18 protein-coding genes are annotated in these 18,339 nt (G+C 35.7%); 14 read left to right on the forward strand and 4 right to left on the reverse strand.

The features are described from left to right. Positions 1-71: 71 nt before the first annotated feature. Positions 72-911 (reverse strand): hypothetical protein, encoded by an 840-nt coding sequence (locus LKL37_RS14450; RefSeq protein WP_431611234.1) that lies wholly within the window; start codon positions 909-911, stop codon positions 72-74. 371 nt (positions 912-1,282) lie between these two features. Between LKL37_RS14450 and LKL37_RS14455 the strand changes: the two genes are divergently transcribed. The 4 genes from LKL37_RS14455 to LKL37_RS14470 all read left to right on the forward strand — a co-directional run bounded on the left by LKL37_RS14455 (position 1,283) and on the right by LKL37_RS14470 (position 5,099). Further along, positions 1,283-1,477 carry a hypothetical protein gene (locus LKL37_RS14455; protein WP_431611235.1) on the forward strand — a complete coding sequence of 65 codons (195 nt, stop codon included), beginning with the start codon at positions 1,283-1,285 and terminating at the stop codon, positions 1,475-1,477. A 46-nt stretch (positions 1,478-1,523) separates the two neighbouring features. Continuing rightward, positions 1,524-3,227 (forward strand): tetratricopeptide repeat-containing sensor histidine kinase, encoded by a 1,704-nt coding sequence (locus LKL37_RS14460; RefSeq protein ID WP_431611236.1) that lies wholly within the window; start codon positions 1,524-1,526, stop codon positions 3,225-3,227. Between the two features lie 12 nt (positions 3,228-3,239). Then, positions 3,240-3,905, forward strand: coding sequence for a response regulator (locus LKL37_RS14465; protein WP_431611237.1), 666 nt, complete (start codon positions 3,240-3,242; stop codon positions 3,903-3,905). 126 nt (positions 3,906-4,031) lie between these two features. After that, a complete protein-coding gene (locus LKL37_RS14470) occupies positions 4,032-5,099 on the forward strand; it encodes a type I restriction endonuclease (RefSeq protein WP_431611238.1) in 1,068 nt (355 codons plus the stop codon). Between the two features lie 232 nt (positions 5,100-5,331). Here LKL37_RS14470 and LKL37_RS14475 read toward each other — a convergent pair whose 3' ends face one another. The 3 genes from LKL37_RS14475 to LKL37_RS14485 all read right to left on the reverse strand — a co-directional run bounded on the left by LKL37_RS14475 (position 5,332) and on the right by LKL37_RS14485 (position 7,225). After that, positions 5,332-5,781 (reverse strand): GNAT family N-acetyltransferase, encoded by a 450-nt coding sequence (locus LKL37_RS14475; RefSeq protein WP_431611239.1) that lies wholly within the window; start codon positions 5,779-5,781, stop codon positions 5,332-5,334. Continuing rightward, positions 5,774-6,397: a ribosome biogenesis GTP-binding protein YihA/YsxC gene (gene yihA, locus LKL37_RS14480; protein WP_431611240.1), complete on the reverse strand. Its 624-nt coding sequence runs from the start codon at positions 6,395-6,397 to the stop codon at positions 5,774-5,776. The genes LKL37_RS14475 and yihA overlap by 8 nt, the downstream gene beginning before the upstream one ends. Positions 6,398-6,463: 66 nt before the next feature. Then, positions 6,464-7,225 (reverse strand): alpha/beta fold hydrolase, encoded by a 762-nt coding sequence (locus LKL37_RS14485; RefSeq protein ID WP_431611241.1) that lies wholly within the window; start codon positions 7,223-7,225, stop codon positions 6,464-6,466. Positions 7,226-7,497: 272 nt separating this feature from the next. On the opposite strand from LKL37_RS14485, the gene mraZ reads away from it, so the two are divergent. The 10 genes from mraZ (at position 7,498) to murG (ending at position 18,286) form a co-directional block, all read left to right on the forward strand. Continuing rightward, positions 7,498-7,956: a division/cell wall cluster transcriptional repressor MraZ gene (mraZ, locus tag LKL37_RS14490; RefSeq protein ID WP_047378001.1), complete on the forward strand. Its 459-nt coding sequence runs from the start codon at positions 7,498-7,500 to the stop codon at positions 7,954-7,956. A 49-nt stretch (positions 7,957-8,005) separates the two neighbouring features. Beyond that, positions 8,006-8,899: a 16S rRNA (cytosine(1402)-N(4))-methyltransferase RsmH gene (rsmH, locus tag LKL37_RS14495; RefSeq protein WP_431611242.1), complete on the forward strand. Its 894-nt coding sequence runs from the start codon at positions 8,006-8,008 to the stop codon at positions 8,897-8,899. A 74-nt stretch (positions 8,900-8,973) separates the two neighbouring features. Further along, the gene (locus tag LKL37_RS14500) at positions 8,974-9,339 is read left to right on the forward strand and encodes an FtsL-like putative cell division protein (RefSeq protein ID WP_105682842.1); all 366 of its coding nucleotides are present in this window, start codon (positions 8,974-8,976) and stop codon (positions 9,337-9,339) included. Then, positions 9,323-11,314, forward strand: coding sequence for a penicillin-binding transpeptidase domain-containing protein (locus LKL37_RS14505; protein ID WP_431611243.1), 1,992 nt, complete (start codon positions 9,323-9,325; stop codon positions 11,312-11,314). Before LKL37_RS14500 ends, LKL37_RS14505 begins: the two co-directional genes overlap by 17 nt. A gap of 57 nt (positions 11,315-11,371) precedes the next feature. After that, the gene (locus LKL37_RS14510) at positions 11,372-12,832 is read left to right on the forward strand and encodes a UDP-N-acetylmuramoyl-L-alanyl-D-glutamate--2,6-diaminopimelate ligase (RefSeq protein WP_431611244.1); all 1,461 of its coding nucleotides are present in this window, start codon (positions 11,372-11,374) and stop codon (positions 12,830-12,832) included. Positions 12,833-13,009: 177 nt separating this feature from the next. After that, positions 13,010-13,249: a four helix bundle protein gene (locus LKL37_RS14515; protein WP_431611815.1), complete on the forward strand. Its 240-nt coding sequence runs from the start codon at positions 13,010-13,012 to the stop codon at positions 13,247-13,249. Positions 13,250-13,292: 43 nt separating this feature from the next. Further along, complete coding sequence (mraY, locus tag LKL37_RS14520) at positions 13,293-14,534, forward strand: phospho-N-acetylmuramoyl-pentapeptide-transferase (RefSeq protein ID WP_431611245.1); 1,242 nt, start codon at positions 13,293-13,295, stop codon at positions 14,532-14,534. 62 nt (positions 14,535-14,596) lie between these two features. Beyond that, positions 14,597-15,934, forward strand: a complete 1,338-nt coding sequence (murD, locus tag LKL37_RS14525; RefSeq protein WP_431611246.1) for a UDP-N-acetylmuramoyl-L-alanine--D-glutamate ligase — start codon at positions 14,597-14,599, stop codon at positions 15,932-15,934. 17 nt (positions 15,935-15,951) lie between these two features. Then, positions 15,952-17,190 carry an FtsW/RodA/SpoVE family cell cycle protein gene (locus tag LKL37_RS14530; protein WP_431611247.1) on the forward strand — a complete coding sequence of 413 codons (1,239 nt, stop codon included), beginning with the start codon at positions 15,952-15,954 and terminating at the stop codon, positions 17,188-17,190. 1 nt (position 17,191) lies between these two features. After that, on the forward strand, positions 17,192-18,286 hold the full coding sequence (gene murG / locus LKL37_RS14535) for an undecaprenyldiphospho-muramoylpentapeptide beta-N-acetylglucosaminyltransferase (protein ID WP_431611248.1): 1,095 nt from the start codon (positions 17,192-17,194) through the stop codon (positions 18,284-18,286). Positions 18,287-18,339 lie beyond the last annotated feature (53 nt).

Here is an 18,339-nt window from a genome sequence, read left to right on the forward strand (position 1 = left end):
AAAATAAGACGAAATTAATGGAATAAGTAAGGATTTGTTTTAATTGAATTTTAAATAATTGTGAAGGAAAGTTATTCTGACATTATGGGATCAGTATTTCTTCCGCAGTATTTTTTAATAATATATGCAGTTGATTTTTTTAATTCCTTCTTGTTCTCCGGATCAATCCCATCCATCGTAAAAAACTCTACTTTCCCATTGACCTTTGAATACCATGTTTTTCCCAGTGCATTCTCTACTGTAAGCGTGTCTTTCCTTGTAATACGTTTGAAATATTTAATCTGAATCGTATCCTTGGGAACAACAATCAATGAAGGATTTCCATCCTTACAATCAGTCGGTTTATATTCGTTTTTGTCCCAATACATACAGTTTTTTTCAATGCCTGCTATACTGAAAAAACTTAGTGGTTCATTTCTGTTTCTGTTTCCGGAAGAGCAATAATAATTCCCAATCAAAAAACTTCCAAGGATAAATATTCCTACCATGCCTAAGCTATTCTGCTTGACAAATTCCGGCATTTTAAAATGCTGCTCATTGATGATATTAATATTGATTTTGGAAAGCCTTTCTGATATTATCTCTTCATCCTGATCCACACTTATTTTTACTGTGGTCAGATTTTTTTTCTCATCATTCCTGATAAAGGTCCTTGAAAAATCTGTAAAATCTTTATATCCGATATACTGGCTCATTTTATTCAGTCTCTCCGGCTCAATATTCCTGCTGCTATTACCTTCAACAAAGTCTTCATAATATCGTATGAATGTTTTCTCTGAAATTTCATAAAATTTCAGGTTATCAATAAAACAAAGATGCAGATAAGAAGCCAATCCACTTTTTGTGGTTTTCTCTGACTCTTTTCTTGCCTGCTCAAATACTTCATTAATCAGTAGTTTTTTCTTGGACATAAACAGTGTTTTCGGGCATTACAAAGTAGATGAATTTCAATCATACCACATTACGGATTTCCGTAATAACTCCACACTTATTTACTGTCTATTGATGTCTATGTTTTGTCTAACATGTCACTTCTTTTTTACCGCAAATTTGCCTTAGAAATCAACGAAAAACTAATCATTACAAAAAAAGCTGATTTCAAAAAACCAGAGAAAACAGAGGTTAAACTCCGGATTGGGAAGCAGATGTTTCACCTCCGTTTTTAAAGGTTCACTTCCCTAAAAAATTAAGAAGCGCTTCGAAATTTTAACAGTGTACAGCTCGCGATAAAAACTTCGCGAGAGGAAGAAATACGGTTTCAACTTCGAAAATTTTAAAGGAAATGATCCAATTTATTTTGATGCTATTAGGCTTAACCTTTTCAAATAATAATGCCAATACATCAGCAACTGCAAATAATAATGTAACTATACAATCCGAAGCAAGCTCTACAGACCTTGGAAGCTCTATGGCAGAAAGCGGAAGTGATGGTGATACAAGTGGAGAGACAGGACAGATATTACCTCCAAAAAAATAATTACTCAAAAGGACAATGAAAATTGTCCTTTTTTTAATACCTTTAGTTGCTATCAATTATTATCATGTATGCCGGGTATAAATTTCTAGGAGTCTTCCTTTTATTCGTTAGCTGCAACTTTTCCGAAAACAAGAATCCTCTGGTGAAAGCCCCTTCTGCTGAAGCGGACAAAATGTATAATGAAGCAACCGAACTCTATAATAATGATAATGAGAGGGCCTTTACTCTACTTTCAAAAGCAGAAAGTATCTATAAACTAAAGAATGACTCTTCCAATATAGCATCCTGTTTAACAACTAAAGCTATTATACTAAATGATATTGGTGATTATCTTAGCAGTAACGAAAGAGCTATTGATGCTTTAAATCTCTTAAAACTACCCAGAGATTCTAACTTTCTGCCATCAATTTATAACAATCTTGCAATTTCAGAAAAAAACCTCAAACATTATGAAGATGCTCTTGTCTGGTATCATAAGGCTTTGTATGCAAGTTCAGATAAACATCAGAAGATTATCATTAAAAATAATATTGCCGATGTATATGGAAAACTGAAAAGGTATTACGAGGGAATCCGCATTTGTCAATCTTTGCTTAAGGATAAAAGTCTTCAACAATATGATATAGATTATGCCAGAGTTCTTGACAATTACAATTATATCAGCTGGCTTGAAAACAATGATTATAAAGCTGAAAAAGGCTTATTAGAGGCTTTTTCTTTAAGACAAAAAATCAATGACAAGTCCGGACTGATATCCAGTCATTCTCATCTTGCAGAATATTATTTATGTTTTGATAAGGCCAAAGCCCTTTACCATATCAATGAAAAATATCGCCTGGCAAAAGCAATCAAAAATCCTAATGATAGACTAGAAGCACTTGAGTTCTTGGTGAAAAATGATATAGGAGATCATTTACAGGATTATTTTACAGAATATCAGTATCTGAATGATAGTATTCAGCTGTCCAGAGATAAGGCAAAAAACAGATTTGCGCTGATAGAATTTGATGTAGAAAAAAAGAACGCAGAAAACCAACAATTAAAGATTATTACAGTTCAAAAACAAAACAGAATTTTAAAACAGAATGTTGTTTTAGGATTTCTGTCTTTAAGCCTTATTGGTGTTTGGGCATGGTATAAAAGAAGAAAAAAAAGATTGCAGCGGGAAAATGAGTTAAAAATAAAAGAGCATCAACTTCATCTTTCCAAAAAGGTTCACGATGTAGTCGCCAACGGTATTTATCAGGTAATGACCAAAATAGAAAATCAGGAACATTTTGATAAAGAAAAGGCTTTAGATGAGCTAGAGTTTGTATATGAAAAATCCAGAGATATTTCTTATGAGAAGACTACTTCCGAAAATAAGCAGGAATTCAGCAAGAGAATATCAACTCTTATTGCATCTTTTAATAACGAAAATGTAAAAACTTATCTGGCCGGAAATGATGAAAGTATTTGGAATACACTGAAAGAATTTACCCGTGAAGAGATCTACCAGGTAATGCGGGAACTTCTGGTCAATATGAAAAAACATAGTCATGCCACCCATGTTGTTTTCAAATTTGAAAGAAAAAATAATATCATACAAATTCAATATACAGACAATGGAATCGGCATTTCAGAAGGGATCACTTATAAAAATGGTTTGACAAATACGGGTTCCCGTATTGAAGCTATCCATGGAGAAATTATTTTTGACACTGAAACCGAAAAGGGATTGAAAATTTATATTTCATTTCCTGCTTCTTAAAAAAGAAAAAGAATGTTCAAAAAAATTTTAATAGCTGAAGATCACGAAAGCAGTAGTATTTCTGTACAGAAAACATTAGAAGACCTTAATATTTCCACCACAGATTATGTATATTATTGTGATGATGCACTAGCTAAAATTCAAAAATCCATTCGTGAAAATGATCTTTATGATTTGTTAATTACAGATCTTTCTTTTGAAGAAGACCACAATATACAAAATCTTAAAGATGGAAAAGAATTGATAAAAACCATTAAAAAGCTACAACCTTCTTTAAAAATCATTGTCTTTTCAGCGGAGCACAAATCCGGAGTGATAGACAATCTTTTTAATGAATATGGAATTAATGGTTTTGTTCGTAAAGCCCGTAATGATTCAAAAGAGCTGAAAAAAGCAATTGCTTCAACCTATGTAAATGAAAATTATCTTTCACTAGATCTTCAACAGGAAGTAAAGAAGCTCAACAATTATGAATTTTCCACGTATGATATCACCCTGGTCTCTTTATTATCCCAAGGCGTTTTACAAAAAAACATACCTGTATATCTTCAAACCAATGATATCAAGCCCAACAGCTTAAGCAGCGTAGAGAAAAAACTGAACAGTATGAAAGAAGATCTTCAGATAACCAATAATGAGCAGCTTGTTGCTTTTTGTAAAGATTTGGGAATTATTTAATCCTTGTTAAAATTACTATTTTATAGAAACCTTTCATTTTTTTGGAAGGTTTTTTTGTTTTACGGCTTTCCGTAAGGATACTATTTTAATGGAATATAAATTTGAGGTATAAATAAAAATAACAGAATGGACCTTAAAATTAAACTTGAGCAATTACAGCAAAAAGTATCAGGATTAAAAGATCAAATTGCAACCGAAGAAGCTACTAAAAATGCATTTGTAATGCCTTTTATACAAATTTTAGGCTATGACATTTTCAATCCTACAGAGGTAATACCTGAACATGTTTGTGATATCGGAACCAAAAAAGGAGAAAAAGTGGATTATGTAATTAAAAATAATGATGAGCCTATTTTTATTATTGAATGCAAACATTGGAAAGAAAGTGCTGACGCACATAATTCTCAACTTCATAGATATTATCATGTTTCTAAAACAAGATTTGGTGTTCTTACAAATGGTATTATTTATAATTTTTATACAGATCTTGAAAAGCCCAATATTATGGATGAAAAACCATTTTTCACTATCAATATGGAGGACTTAAAGGATAGTTCAATAAAAATACTGGAAAGTTTTACTAAAAAAGATTACAATCTGGAGAATATTCTGGACTCCGCAGAAGCATTAAAATATATTAAGGCTATCAGAAAGGAATTCGAAAAAGAAATAGAATCTCCTTCTGATGAAATTGTAAAGCTACTAGTAGGACGATTCTTTGAAAAGCCAATGACAGCTAACAGAATGCTTTCATTTAAAGAATATACAAAAAAAGCATTAGCAACCTCTATTAATGAATCTATTAGTTTTAGGCTTAAATCTGCATTAAATATCAATGAACAAATTGAAAAACAGGAAGATGATATTAAAATGTCTCAACCTATAGATGAGAATAATGACTCTAAAATTGTTACTACTGAAGAAGAGCTTGAGGGTTTCCAAATCGTAAAAGCTATTATGCGAGAAAAAGTTCCGGCATCAAGAATAGCATATAGAGATACATTATCTTATTTTGGAATTTTACTTGATGATAATAATAGAAAACCACTTTGTAGATTACATTTCAATACCGCTAATAAATATATTGAGACGTTTCACAATGGTAAGGATGCAGGAGAAAAAATATTATTGAATAGTCTGGATGAAATTTATAATTTTAGAGAAGAGCTTCATAAAACATTAGAAAACTATTAGCCAGTATAGAGGAAAAACTGAACAGTATGAAAGAAGATCTTCAGATAACCAATAATGAGCAGCTTGTTGCTTTTTGTAAAGATTTGGGAATTATTTAATCCATTACGGATTTCCGTAAGGTTGTTTTTTTTAATAGTCTTAATTTTGATATAGGGAATGATGAAAAACTAATATCACCCAATATAATTTTATACAACAGTTCGAAAAAAGGTATCTCGTTTGAGATACCTTTTTACTTTCTTATCATTTCCGTATGCGGAATATCATCTTCAAGATATTTATTCCCTGTATCTTCAAATCCGAAACCACTGTAAAATCTTAACAGATAATCCTGTGCAGATATTTTAATTTCAGAAGTATGAAAACGGTTTTCTATAGTTTCTATAGCGTATTGTATTAACTGCTTCCCAAGGCTTTTTCCTCTCGCCTGTTCTGTGGTCAGAACTCTTCCGAAAGAAGTTTCATCATATTTTATCCCCTTGTCAAATACACGGCAGTAGGCCAGTACCTGTCCGTTTTCTTCAGCCCAGATATGAACTCCTTTCTGATCATAATTATCCAGATCGGGATAAGGACAGTTCTGCTCAATAACAAAAACATCAATACGCGCCTTCAGTACTGCATACAATTCAGGAACGGTGAACTCCTCAAACGTTTTTATTTTCCAGACAATATTACTCATCGAAACTTATATTATTATTCGTTAAAAACTCATTGGTCTTTTGGATAAAATCGAGGATCTTGTCTCCACCCTCTTTCTTTTCCGCAGAAGTAATATACAGCTCAGGAAGATCTTCCCACGTTTTATGAAGTTCAGCCTTATAGTCTTCAACATTTTTGACAACTACGTTCGGCTTTAGTTTATCTGCCTTGGTAAAGACAATGGAAAATGGTATTCCACTTTCCCCGCACCACTGGATGAATTCCAGATCAATTTTCTGTGGACTGTGTCTTGAATCTACCAAAACAAAAAGGTTCACCAGATTTCTTCTGTTCAGAATATAATTGGTGATCAGTTTTTCAAAATCCTTTCGCTGAACTTTTGAAACCTTTGCATACCCATATCCCGGTAAGTCGGTAAGATACCAGTTTTCATTCACCAAAAAATGATTGATTAGCTGAGTTTTTCCCGGAGTCCCCGAAGTTTTAGCCAAATCTTTATGATTCATCATCGCATTGATCAGTGATGATTTTCCTACGTTCGACCTTCCGATAAAAGCATATTCGGGAATATTTGGCTCAGGGCATTCCTGCCATTTTCCACTACTCTTTACAAACTCTGCTGTCTTGATAATCATTTTGAATGTATTTTAGAAAAATAAACCATTAAGAAAAGCTCTTAATGGTCATTTATTATTATGTATTTAAACTTTATCTTTTATCCAGTTGTACAGGATTTCATTAAATTCATTTGGCTTTTCCATCATGGCTGCATGCCCGCAATGGTCTATCCAGAATAAATCCGAATTGGGAATAAATTTGTGCATATCTTCTGCCACTTCCGGAGGAGTCACATTATCCTGTTTACCCCAGATCAGACACGTAGGTGTCACAATCTTCGGAAGGTCATTCAACATATTGTGTTTGATGGCACTTCTTGCCAGCATTACCGTTTTTATTCCTTTCATTCTGTCATTCACTACTGCAAAAACTTCATCCACAAGATCTTCTGTTGCCACCTTTGGATCATAGAAAACTTCTTCCGTCTTCTTTCTGATATAAGATCTGTCATTTTTTCTTGGAAAGCTGTCTCCGAAAGTTCTTTCATACAATCCGGAACTTCCTGTAAGAACAAGATTCTTTACAAGATCAGGTCTTGCCAAAGTCAAGATAAGTCCTACATGCCCTCCCATTGAGTTTCCTACAATGCTTACAGGTTCTGAAATATGACTTTCTATAAACTTGATAATATATTTTGCGATAGTGGTAAGATTCGTATTGAGTACAGGAAGATCATAGATGGGTAATTGAGGAACATATACTTTGAACCCCCTTTCCGAAAAAAAATCTACCATTTTATCGAAATTACTCAAACCACCCATTAACCCGTGCAACAGCACTAATGGATGTCCTTCTCCTGCTTCTATATAGGAATATTTCTTTTCTTTTTTTGTACTAAATATCATAAAACGCCTTAATAAAGCCTTGCAAAAATACAAATTAAACCTCAAAAAAATTTTGATTATCCTAATTTAAGATAAAAATAATATAATATTCTCCTTTTTAACTTTTTTTTTCGAAACCGCTTTATTATGGCTTAAATAACACTTTTTACAAGTCTCTTCATATCAGTATTTTACATTATTGAAATTCAATCTTTAATAAAACTTATTAACATTGAGTCAAAAAGTGGGAAAAAGTGGGAAATTTTGGAAATTATTATATAAATTTGTCCCAAATGAAAAATTTCATTGGGACATATGAGTGCAAAATTGACGACAAAGGCCGCTTGAAAGTTCCTTCATCTTTAATTAAACAGATGGAAAACTTCGAAGACAAGGCATTTGTAGTCAAAAGATCTGTGTTCCAACCCTGCCTGGAAGTCTATCCTATGAATGCGTGGGACAAACTGATGGGCAAAATTAATAAACTGAACAGATTCATAAAAAAGAATGCTGATTTCATACGAATGTTTACGGCAGGAGTAAAGACAGTAGAATTGGATAATGCAGGAAGATTACAGATCTCCAAAGACCTGACGATTTTCGCAAATCTTCAAAAAGATATTGTGATTACCAGCGCGGGAGAGCTCTTCGAAATTTGGGATAAAGATGCCTATGAAAAGGTAATCGCCACCAATGAAGCTGATTTTGCAAGCCTTGCCGAAGATGTGATGGGCTCTTTCGATGAAGAATAACTGTAGGTTATTAATAAGATTATATAGTAAATAAAAAACACAATTAAGCATGTATCATAACCCCGTTTTGTTGAAGCAGAGTGTTGATGATTTGGTGACGAATCCTGACGGAATATATGTGGACTGCACCTTTGGAGGCGGAGGCCATTCAAGAGAAATCTTGAGCAGACTTTCCGACAAAGGGAGATTGTTCAGTTTTGATCAGGACCTGGATGCACTTAAAAATACAATTGATGATCCCAGATTTACATTGGTTAATCAGAATTTCAGGTTTCTGGAAAACTCATTACTGATGTACGGAGTTCCTCAGGTGGATGGTGTTTTGGCTGACCTGGGTGTTTCTTCACATCAGTTTGATGAAGCAGACAGAGGTTTTTCCACAAGAAGCAACGCTCCTTTGGATATGAGGATGAATGTAATGCAGAATCTGGATGCCAAAAGAGTGATCAATGAATATGAAGAAAGCGAACTTGCAGACCTTTTCTACCACTATGGAGAATTAAGAGAAGCAAGAAAGCTGGCAAGAGAAATTGTTCATCACAGAAAAACAAAAAGTATAGACACTACGGAAGACCTGAAAAAACTGTTCAGCTATATTCCGCCTCACAAGGTTAATAAGTTCTATGCTCAGCTTTTTCAGGCGATAAGAATTGAAGTAAACCAGGAACTTGAAGTATTGAAAGAAATGCTGGTTCAGGCTTACAATGTTTTAAAACAAGAAGGAAGATTAGTCGTTATTTCTTACCACTCTCTGGAAGACCGTTTGGTAAAAAGATTTCTGAAAAACGGAATGTTCGAAGGAGAACCGGAAAGAGATATCTACGGAAATTATAAAAAGGCATTCGAATTGATAAAGAGTAAAGCAATCATTCCTGATGATCAGGAAATCGAAGAAAACTCAAGAGCAAGAAGTGCCAAAATGAGAACAGGAATTAAAGTATAAATGATAACAGATAACTGGTCAATGATTTTAAAATATCAATCATCATTGATCATTAATCAACCATAAAGAAAGCTTTGGCAAAAAGAACAACAAATCGCCCCCAGAAAAGACTCACTTTTATAGACATTATAAAAGGAAACTTTCTGAATCGTGATGAGATCAAAATACATTACAGGTATTTTCTCTTGTTGTTTATCCTGATGATGGCCATGATTTATACCAATCATCTCGTCAATAAAAAAATAAAAATTGTAAACGCCCTAAAGGAAGAAACAGAAGAATATAAATCACGAAACGCTTACGCCCAGAGTAAGCTGATCAAAGTAAAAATGGAATCAGAGCTGGGGAAAGAGGTTGCCCGGGATTCATTGATGACCCTGGAAAACCACCCTCATAAATTGCTAATAAAACTGGACAGTACAGATGCAAAAGCAAAATGAATACGACAATAAACGTAAGAAAACGTTACGATGGGGCTACCTCTTTGCAGTGGTAGCTTTGTGCGTGTTTGTCATGTTCCTGGCAAGAATTGTCATCCTTCAGAACACCAATGTCCAGGAAATAAAAGATGATTACATTAATAAAAACTATCGTGAGGCTACCTTAAAAGCTGCCCGCGGTAACCTTTTTGCTTCCGATGGTTCTATTCTCGCAACCACAGTGATGCGATATGACATCTATCTTGATTTCAAAACAATGAAAGATACGGTGTACTCCAACAACATCGGAGCACTGACGGATTCTTTGAGCAAAATGTTCGGAAAATCCAGAGGAGAATTCAGACAGAAGTTTGATGAGCAGAAGAAAAAGAAAAACCAGTACTATACCCTGGTAAAAGGACTGGATTTCGATCAATACGACAGAATCCGAAAGTTTCCTATCTTCAAAAGAGGTAAAAACAAAGGAGGATTTATTGTTGACAGAAATTATAAAAGAGAATTGGCTACTTCAGAAATTGGAGCCGGAACCATCGGAATGGATAACGGAGAGCTTAGATCAGGACTGGAAGGAGCTTTCTCAAAATATTTAACCGGAACTGACGGAAAAAGATTAGAACAGAGAATCAATTCTTCCCAATGGAAACCTATCGACTTCTGGAAAGTTCAGGAACCTGTAGACGGAGAAGATGTGTATACTACCTTAGATCTTAGAATTCAAGATATTGCACACTCCGCTCTTGAGAAGCAGCTGATTAATTTCGAAGCCAAACACGGTACCGTAATCGTGATGGAAGTTGAAACCGGAAAAGTACGTGCTCTTGTTAATCTAAGAAGAACAGAATCAGGAGATTACGAAGACTCTTACAACTATGCCCTGAAAGATAATATCGAACCCGGATCCACTTTTAAAACCATTTCGCTTCTGGCCGCAATGGATGACGGATTCATTGATGAAAATACAACAGTAAACGTAGGAAACGGAGTTTGGGTATATGCAAAACAAAGAATCTCTGACGGTCACGGAGGAGGAACTTATGACATCAGTGATGTGTTGGCGAAATCCAGTAACGTAGGAACATCAAAGCTGATCACAAAATATTATGCAGAAAAGCCACAGATCTTCCTTGATCACCTGAGACGTTGGAAATTATTCGACAAAATGGATATAGAGCTTCCGGGAATTACAAAACCGAAGATCGTAACTCCACAGAATAAAAGATGGAATGCTGCAACACTAGCCTCTATTTCTTACGGATATTCTTCCAATATCAACCTGCTGCAATTGACAACTTTCTACAACGGAGTCGCTAATGGAGGTAAAATGCTTAAGCCATTATTCATTGATAAGATCATGAAAGACGGAAAGGTAATGTACAATGCAAAACCTGAAGTAATGGTGAACAAAATGGCTTCTGAAAAAGCAATCAAAATGATGACCAGCGCTTTAACCAAAGCCGTAGAAAAAGGGACAGGACGAAGCATCTTTACTCCTAACCTGAAAATGGCAGGAAAAACAGGTACTGCAAGATTTGAATACTGGCTGCCAGGTCCAATGAAGTACCGTGCATCCTTTGCAGGATTTTATCCCGCAGACGCACCAAAGTACACTTGTTATGTAATGATTAGTGAGCCTAACACAGCAAAAGGATTTTATGGAGGTTCCGTTTCAGCACCGGTGTTTAAAGAAATTGCAGGAAAAACATTCCTGAAAACACCTCAGAATATTGAAAAAGAAATGCTCGTAGACAAAAAGGTAAACCTGAGCAAAATGGTTGAACCTAACGTTAAAGTAGCAGTAAATGATAAGCAGATGCCTAATGTAGTGGGATTAATTGGTAAAAACGTAATCCCTCAGCTGGAAAACCTGGGCTACCGTGTCGACTATAAAGGAGTAGGAAGAATTAAAGAACAATTCCCTCTGGAAGGCACAACAATCAGTAAAAACCAGAGAATTTATTTGTCTCTGCAAAATTAAAACAAGGTTCCGAAAGGACCATTTAAACCAAAATAGGGCAAAGCCTTATTGATAAAGATGATTATAACAGAATTAGTAAACAGAATCCCAGTCTTGGAAATTCACGGTGATAGCAGCCGTGAGGTTACTGAATTGGTGATCGACAGCAGAAAGGTTACAGAAAACTCTCTTTACATTGCTATGAGGGGAACCGTAGTGGATGGTCATTCATTCATTGCATCTGCTATTGAAAAAGGAGCTGCCGCAATCGTTTGCGAAGAATTCCCTGAAACATTGGCTGAAAACGTAACTTATGTTCAGGTAAAAGATTCATCTAAAGCCCTAGGTCATCTTACCTCTAATTTCTATGGAAATCCTTCACAGAAGCTGAAACTGATAGGAGTTACAGGAACCAACGGAAAAACATCTGTTTCTACCCTTCTTTTTGACGTTTTCAAAAATCTGGGATACCCAGCGGCTTTACTTTCCACTGTTGAGATCAGAATTGGTGAAGAAATTATTCCAGCTACCCACACTACTCCTGATGTGATTACCATCAACAGGATTTTAGCTGAAGCCGTAGAAAAAGGATGTGAATTTGCTTTCATGGAAGTAAGCTCACACGGAATTGCCCAAAACAGAATTGAAGGATTACACTTTAAAATAGCGGGCTTCACCAACCTTACTCATGATCATTTGGATTACCATAAAACATTCGAAGAATATTTAAAAACAAAGAAAAGATTCTTCGATCAATTAGAAGATACAGCCATTGCCATCACCAATGTGGATGACAAAAATGGCAACGTCATGCTTCAGAACACTAAGGCAGCAAAGAAGTCTTACGCTTTGAAAACCATGGCAGACTATCACGGAAAATTATTGGAAGTGGATTTCAACGGAATGCTGCTGAACTTCAATGGAAAAGAATTCTGGACGACACTGACCGGGAAATTCAATGTATACAACTTGCTGCTTGTATTCGGAATTGCTGCAGAACTAGGTTTTGAGCAGGATGAAATTCTTCAGGCCATCAGCAAATTAAAAAGAGTTTCCGGAAGATTTGAAACCTTCAAATCAGATGGCGGAATATTCTTTATCGTAGATTATGCGCACACTCCGGATGCTTTGGAAAACATTCTGGACAGCATCAACGATATCAGAACCAAAAACGAAAGATTAATCACCGTATTCGGATGCGGAGGAGACAGAGATCACTCCAAAAGACCTGAAATGGGAAATATTGCCTCCAAAAAATCAACACTGGCAATCATCACTTCAGATAATCCGAGAACTGAAGATCCTGCACAGATCATTAAAGAAATTGAAGCAGGTGTTGAACCTCAGAACTTCAGCAAATACACTTCAATTCCGGACAGAAAAGAAGCCATAAAAATGGCCATAAAGTTTGCAGAACCTAAAGATATCGTCTTAGTTGCCGGAAAAGGCCACGAGACCTATCAGGAGATAAATGGTGTGAGACATCATTTTGACGACAAAGAAGTAATTAATGAGCTTTGGAAATTAATGTCCAAGTAAATTGAAAGATTAAATTCATTTAAAAATTTAAAAATTTGGTATGGCGAAGAATTTTGAAAATTTCCCTGTATATATCAAAAGTTTAGATCTTATTGAAAAAGTCTATATTTTTCTTCAAAGTCAGAGTTTTGTAAAGAATTTGAATTTAATAACCAGATAAAAAGAGCGAGTTTTTCAATTAGCAACAATATTGCGGAAGGCTCAGAATATAATAATAACAGACAATTTATTAGATATTTAAAAATTGCAAAAGGCAGCTGTGCAGAAGTGAAAAGCATGCTGATTGTAAGTAAAAGATTAAAATTAGGTGACGAAAATAAAGCCGAAGAAATTATCATCCTTTCAAGAGAGGTTTCTTCAAACATATCAAACTTTATTAAGTATTTAAGTGAAAATATTGAGAAACCCAATCTTTAAATCTTTAAATAAATTAAATTTTTAAATAATAAAAACCAGAAACATGCTATACTATCTATACGAATATCTAACCGACCATGGAATTCACGTTCCGGGATTAGGAATGTTGAAATACATCTCCTTCCGTGCCGGAATGGCTGTATTATTCTCACTCATCATTGCTCTTGTCTTCGGAAAAAGAGTAATCAATTACCTGAGAACAAAACAGATGGGAGAATTGGTACGTGATCTGGGATTGGATGGTCAAAAACAAAAAGAAGGAACTCCTACCATGGGAGGGCTTATCATTATTTTGGCAACCATCATTCCGGTATTGCTGTTTACAAGAATCACCAATGTGTACATTGTACTGCTGCTGGTTTCTATGTTCTGGATGGGTGCTATTGGTTTCCTGGATGATTATTTAAAGAAAATCAAAAAAAATAAAGACGGTTTAAGTGGTAAATTCAAAATTGTAGGACAGGTCGGATTAGGGCTAATTGTCGGAATTACAATGTATTTCCACCCGGATATTACCGTAAAAAGAAAATATGCAGATGCTAAGGTGGTGAACAGAAACAACGTAGAGCAAAACTTTATGCCTACAGAGAAAATTACTGTTTCTACCGTTCCTTTTGCAAAGAATAATGAGTTCGACTATAGTGGAATGTTATTTTGGATGAATGATAAAGATGCCCATGAGTGGGCATGGATTGTCTTTATTCCTATTGTGATTTTCATTGTAACAGCCGTTTCAAACGGAGCCAATATCACAGATGGAATTGACGGTCTCGCAGCAGGTACAAGCGCCATTATACTGCTTACGCTGGCTCTTTTCGCCTACCTTTCAGGGAACATCATCTTTGCAGATTATCTCAATATTATGTTCCTTCCCAACATGGGAGAAACCACCATTTTTGCCGTGGCAATGGTAGGTGCCGTGATCGGATTCTTCTGGTACAACACCTACCCCGCACAGGTTTTCATGGGAGATACCGGAAGTTTGATGCTGGGAGGAGTAATTGCCGTTTTAGCCATCATTTTAAGAAAAGAATTGCTGATTCCTGTATTATGCGGAATCTTCCTGATTGAAAACGTGTCTGTAATGCTTCAGGTAGTTGTTTTCAAATACAGAAAAAGAAAATACGGGCTGGAATATGCCCAAAACAATAGACTATTCAAAATGTCACCATTACACCATCATTATCAGAAAGAAGGGTTCCACGAAAGTAAAATTGTGAACAGGATGATCATCATCGGAGTAATATTGGCCATTGTATGTCTGATCACATTAAAAATGAGATAAAAATTAAAAGCTGTAAGCAATAAGCAATACGCTTAAAGCCTATAGCATAAAGCTTTTATAATATGAAAATAGTTGTTTTAGGAGGTGGAGAAAGCGGATGCGGAGCTGCTTATTTGGCTAAAAAGAAAGGTCTGGAAGTATTTCTTTCAGATAAAGGAGCCATTAAGGATAACTATAAGCAGTTTCTTACCGATAATGAAATTGAATTTGAAGAAGGAAACCATGATGAAGAAAGGATTTTAAATGCTGACTGGATTGTAAAAAGCCCGGGAATTCCGAAAAAGGCAGATATCATCAATAAAATTCATGATAAAGGAATCAGGCTATCCTCTGAAATTGAATTTGCTTCTGAATTTACAGATGCAAAGATCATTGCCATTACCGGAAGCAACGGAAAAACAACCACTACTTCCCTGATCTATTATATCCTGAAAAATGACGGATTGAATGTAGGTTTAGGAGGAAATATTGGATACAGCTTTGCCAAGCAGGTTGCAGATGAAAACCATGAATATTATGTACTGGAAGTAAGCTCTTTCCAGCTGGATGATATTCAGAATTTCAGACCTTATATTTCTTTATTATTGAATCTGTCTCAGGATCACCTGGATCAGTACAACTACAACTATGAAGAATATGCTTTAGCAAAATTCAGAATCACTGAAAATCAAGAGAATGACAACTTCTTCATCTACAACAAAGATGATGAAATGAGTAAAAGTCTTCTTGAAAAGCTTGAAATAAAGGCTAAAATGATTCCTTTCTCAATAAAAGAGAAGTTACCTGAAGGAGGTTTCATCAATGAAGATGAAATTGTGGTAAAAATGAAAGACGAATTCGCCATGAAAGTGGATGAATTGTCTCTATTGGGAAATCACAATGTAGCCAACAGCCTGGCGGCATCTATTGCCGGTAAGATATTAAAAATCAACAATGAAAGCATCAGACATTCATTGATGACATTCCAGGCCGTAGAGCACAGATTGGAGTTTGTAACTGAAATTGACAATGTAAAATACATCAACGACAGTAAAGCAACCAACGTGAACGCTACTTACTATGCTTTAGAAAGTATGAAAACACCAACCGTATGGATTGTTGGTGGATTAGATAAAGGAAATGACTATACCGAAATTGAAGATTTAGTCAAAAGAAAAGTAAAGGCAATTGTTTGCCTTGGAGTAGATAACAAGAAGATCATAGACTTCTTTAAAGACAAAAAAGAAGTTATTTATGATACTTCAAGCATGGAAGAAGCGGTGAGAATTTCAAAATCATTAGCTAAAAAAGGTGATACCGTTCTATTATCTCCATGCTGCGCAAGCTTTGACTTGTTCAAAAGCTATGAAGACAGAGGACGCCAGTTTAAAGATCAGGTATTAAAAGCCAACGGCCATTAGCCAGAATAGCATTAAATATGGACGAACAGAACACAGAAAGCAGATTTGAATTTCTAAAGGGCGATAAAGTACTTTGGATGGTCATCCTTGTGATCTCCATTTTCTCTATTTTCCCCGTATACTCTGCAAGTTCAAACCTCGAGTATATTGTTAATAACGGAACCACAACAGGTCACGTTATCAAACATATGTTCTTTGTAGTCTTGGGATTAGCAATTATGAGACTGGTAGGAACTATAAAATATGAATACATCGGAAAGCTCAGCAGCATCCTGCTCGGCCTTATGATTATTCTGTTGATTGTTACTATGTTTACCGGACAGACCATTGATGGGGCCAGTGCTTCCAGGTGGCTGAAAATCCCGGGAACACCGATCTCTTTCCAACCCTCATCATTTGCTTTTTTAATGTTAATCATCTATCTGTGCAGATATTTAACCAAGAAGATCACAAGAGAAAGGCTTCCAATAGAGAATATCATGTATATTTTCGGACCTATCCTGCTTGTTTTTGTACTGGTAGCCAAAGATAACGGTTCCACAGCATTGATGATTTTAATGGTTTCCGTAGTCGTTCTTATCATAGGACAGCTTCACTGGAAATACATTGCAGGGTTTATTTCCGCCTCATTTGTAGCGATTGTGTTATTCTTATTAATAGCCCTGAATACGAACATGATTGGCGGAAACCGTGTACATACATGGATGAGCCGTGTAGAAACATTTACTTCAAGCAAAGCCAAATCAGCCGATGTAGATGATGAAAGCGTAAAAGCAAAAAATTATCAGGTAATGCAGGCCAAAGCAGCTATTGTACATGGCGGAATTACCGGAATGGGACCAGGAAAAAGCGCATTGAAACAAATGCTGCCACAATCTGCCTCCGACTTTATTTTTGCGGTCATCGTAGAAGAATATGGCGTGATTGGTGCAGCTTTTCTGATCAGTTTATACCTGATCATGATGATAAGGATTGTAATGATCGCCAGTAAGATGCCGGCGTTTTTCGGATCGCTGCTCGTGCTCAGTCTCGGAGTAATGATCTTTATTCAGCTTTCGGTCAATATAGCCGTTGCTGTAAACCTGATCCCGGTAACAGGACAGCCGCTGCCTTTGATAAGTTACGGAGGAACTTCAATGCTGGTAACCTATTTGCAGTTAGGCATTATTTTAAATATAAGCTCAAGAATCCAGATTTATGATGAAGAAGGAATGGGCAAAAAACAAAGTATAGCAGAAATAAACGATATCGCTTAAAATGGACAAAAAATTGAAAATATTATTATCAGGCGGCGGAACAGGAGGTCATATCTTCCCGGCCATTGCCATTGCTGATGAGATCAAAAAAAGATTTCCTGACGCTGAATTTTTGTTCATTGGTGCCAACGGGAAAATGGAAATGGAAAAAGTTCCACAGGCAGGCTATAAAATTGAAGGAATTGATATCGCAGGAATCGACAGAGGAAATCTGCTATCCAACCTGGGACTGCCTTTCAAGATTCTGAAAAGTTTATCAAAATCTAAAAGGATTATCAAAAACTTCGCTCCCGATTTTGCCGTAGGAACAGGGGGATTTGCCAGCGGACCTGCTCTTTATGAAGCCAGCAAAATGGGAATTCCGATTTTCATACAGGAACAGAATGCTCATGCTGGGGTAACCAATAAAATTTTAAGCAAGAAAGCCAAAGCCGTTTTCACAGCGTATCCAAAAGTAGAAGGTTTTCCAGCAGAGAAAATAAAATTCCTGGGAAATCCGATTCGTGAGAATATTGTTTCAGGAATGCAGGAAACATTCCAGGCAAAAGAAAAAATGGGATTAAATAAAGACAAACTTACGATTCTGTCTGTAGGAGGTTCTTTAGGCTCCAGAACATTGAATAATGCCTGGAAAGAAAATCTTGAAAATCTGAAAGAAAAAGGATATCAATTAATTTGGCAAACAGGAAAGTTGGATTACAAAGAATTGTCTTCCAGCCTCCAACTTCCAGCTTCCATTCATTTGAAAGAATTCATCAAAGATATGGAACTGGCTTATTCTGCTGCGGATGTCATCGTTTCCCGAGCTGGAGCTATTGCCATTTCAGAGTTGGCTGTAGCACAAAAACCGGTGCTTTTGGTTCCTTTCCCTTTTGCAGCGGAAGACCACCAAACGAAAAATGCTATGAATCTTGTTGAAAAAAATGCAGCAAGAATGGTAAAAGATTCTGAAATGCAGGAAAAATTCTGGAATACATTATCAGAGATCTGCGAAAATGAAAGCGTAAGAAAAGAAATGTCTGACAATCTTAAATATTTTGCCAAGCCAAACGCTGCAAAAGAGATTGTAGATGAGATTTTTAAAGTAATAAAATAATTAGGAAAGGCTTCGACAAGCTCAGCCTGACACTGTTAAAATTTAATTTATTA

Source organism: Chryseobacterium sp. 'Rf worker isolate 10', assembly GCF_050753305.1.
Taxonomy (GTDB): domain Bacteria; phylum Bacteroidota; class Bacteroidia; order Flavobacteriales; family Weeksellaceae; genus Chryseobacterium.

Coding starts and splice junctions, on each gene's coding strand:
- LKL37_RS14450 (WP_431611234.1), bottom strand. CDS start 911: ATGTCCAAGAAAAAACTACTGATTAATGAAGTATTTGAGCAGGCAAGA.
- LKL37_RS14455 (WP_431611235.1), top strand. CDS start 1,283: ATGATCCAATTTATTTTGATGCTATTAGGCTTAACCTTTTCAAATAAT.
- LKL37_RS14465 (WP_431611237.1), top strand. CDS start 3,240: ATGTTCAAAAAAATTTTAATAGCTGAAGATCACGAAAGCAGTAGTATT.
- LKL37_RS14470 (WP_431611238.1), top strand. CDS start 4,032: ATGGACCTTAAAATTAAACTTGAGCAATTACAGCAAAAAGTATCAGGA.
- LKL37_RS14475 (WP_431611239.1), bottom strand. CDS start 5,781: ATGAGTAATATTGTCTGGAAAATAAAAACGTTTGAGGAGTTCACCGTT.
- yihA (WP_431611240.1), bottom strand. CDS start 6,397: ATGATTATCAAGACAGCAGAGTTTGTAAAGAGTAGTGGAAAATGGCAG.
- LKL37_RS14485 (WP_431611241.1), bottom strand. CDS start 7,225: ATGATATTTAGTACAAAAAAAGAAAAGAAATATTCCTATATAGAAGCA.
- mraZ (WP_047378001.1), top strand. CDS start 7,498: ATGAAAAATTTCATTGGGACATATGAGTGCAAAATTGACGACAAAGGC.
- rsmH (WP_431611242.1), top strand. CDS start 8,006: ATGTATCATAACCCCGTTTTGTTGAAGCAGAGTGTTGATGATTTGGTG.
- LKL37_RS14505 (WP_431611243.1), top strand. CDS start 9,323: ATGCAAAAGCAAAATGAATACGACAATAAACGTAAGAAAACGTTACGA.
- LKL37_RS14510 (WP_431611244.1), top strand. CDS start 11,372: ATGATTATAACAGAATTAGTAAACAGAATCCCAGTCTTGGAAATTCAC.
- mraY (WP_431611245.1), top strand. CDS start 13,293: ATGCTATACTATCTATACGAATATCTAACCGACCATGGAATTCACGTT.
- murD (WP_431611246.1), top strand. CDS start 14,597: ATGAAAATAGTTGTTTTAGGAGGTGGAGAAAGCGGATGCGGAGCTGCT.
- LKL37_RS14530 (WP_431611247.1), top strand. CDS start 15,952: ATGGACGAACAGAACACAGAAAGCAGATTTGAATTTCTAAAGGGCGAT.
- murG (WP_431611248.1), top strand. CDS start 17,192: ATGGACAAAAAATTGAAAATATTATTATCAGGCGGCGGAACAGGAGGT.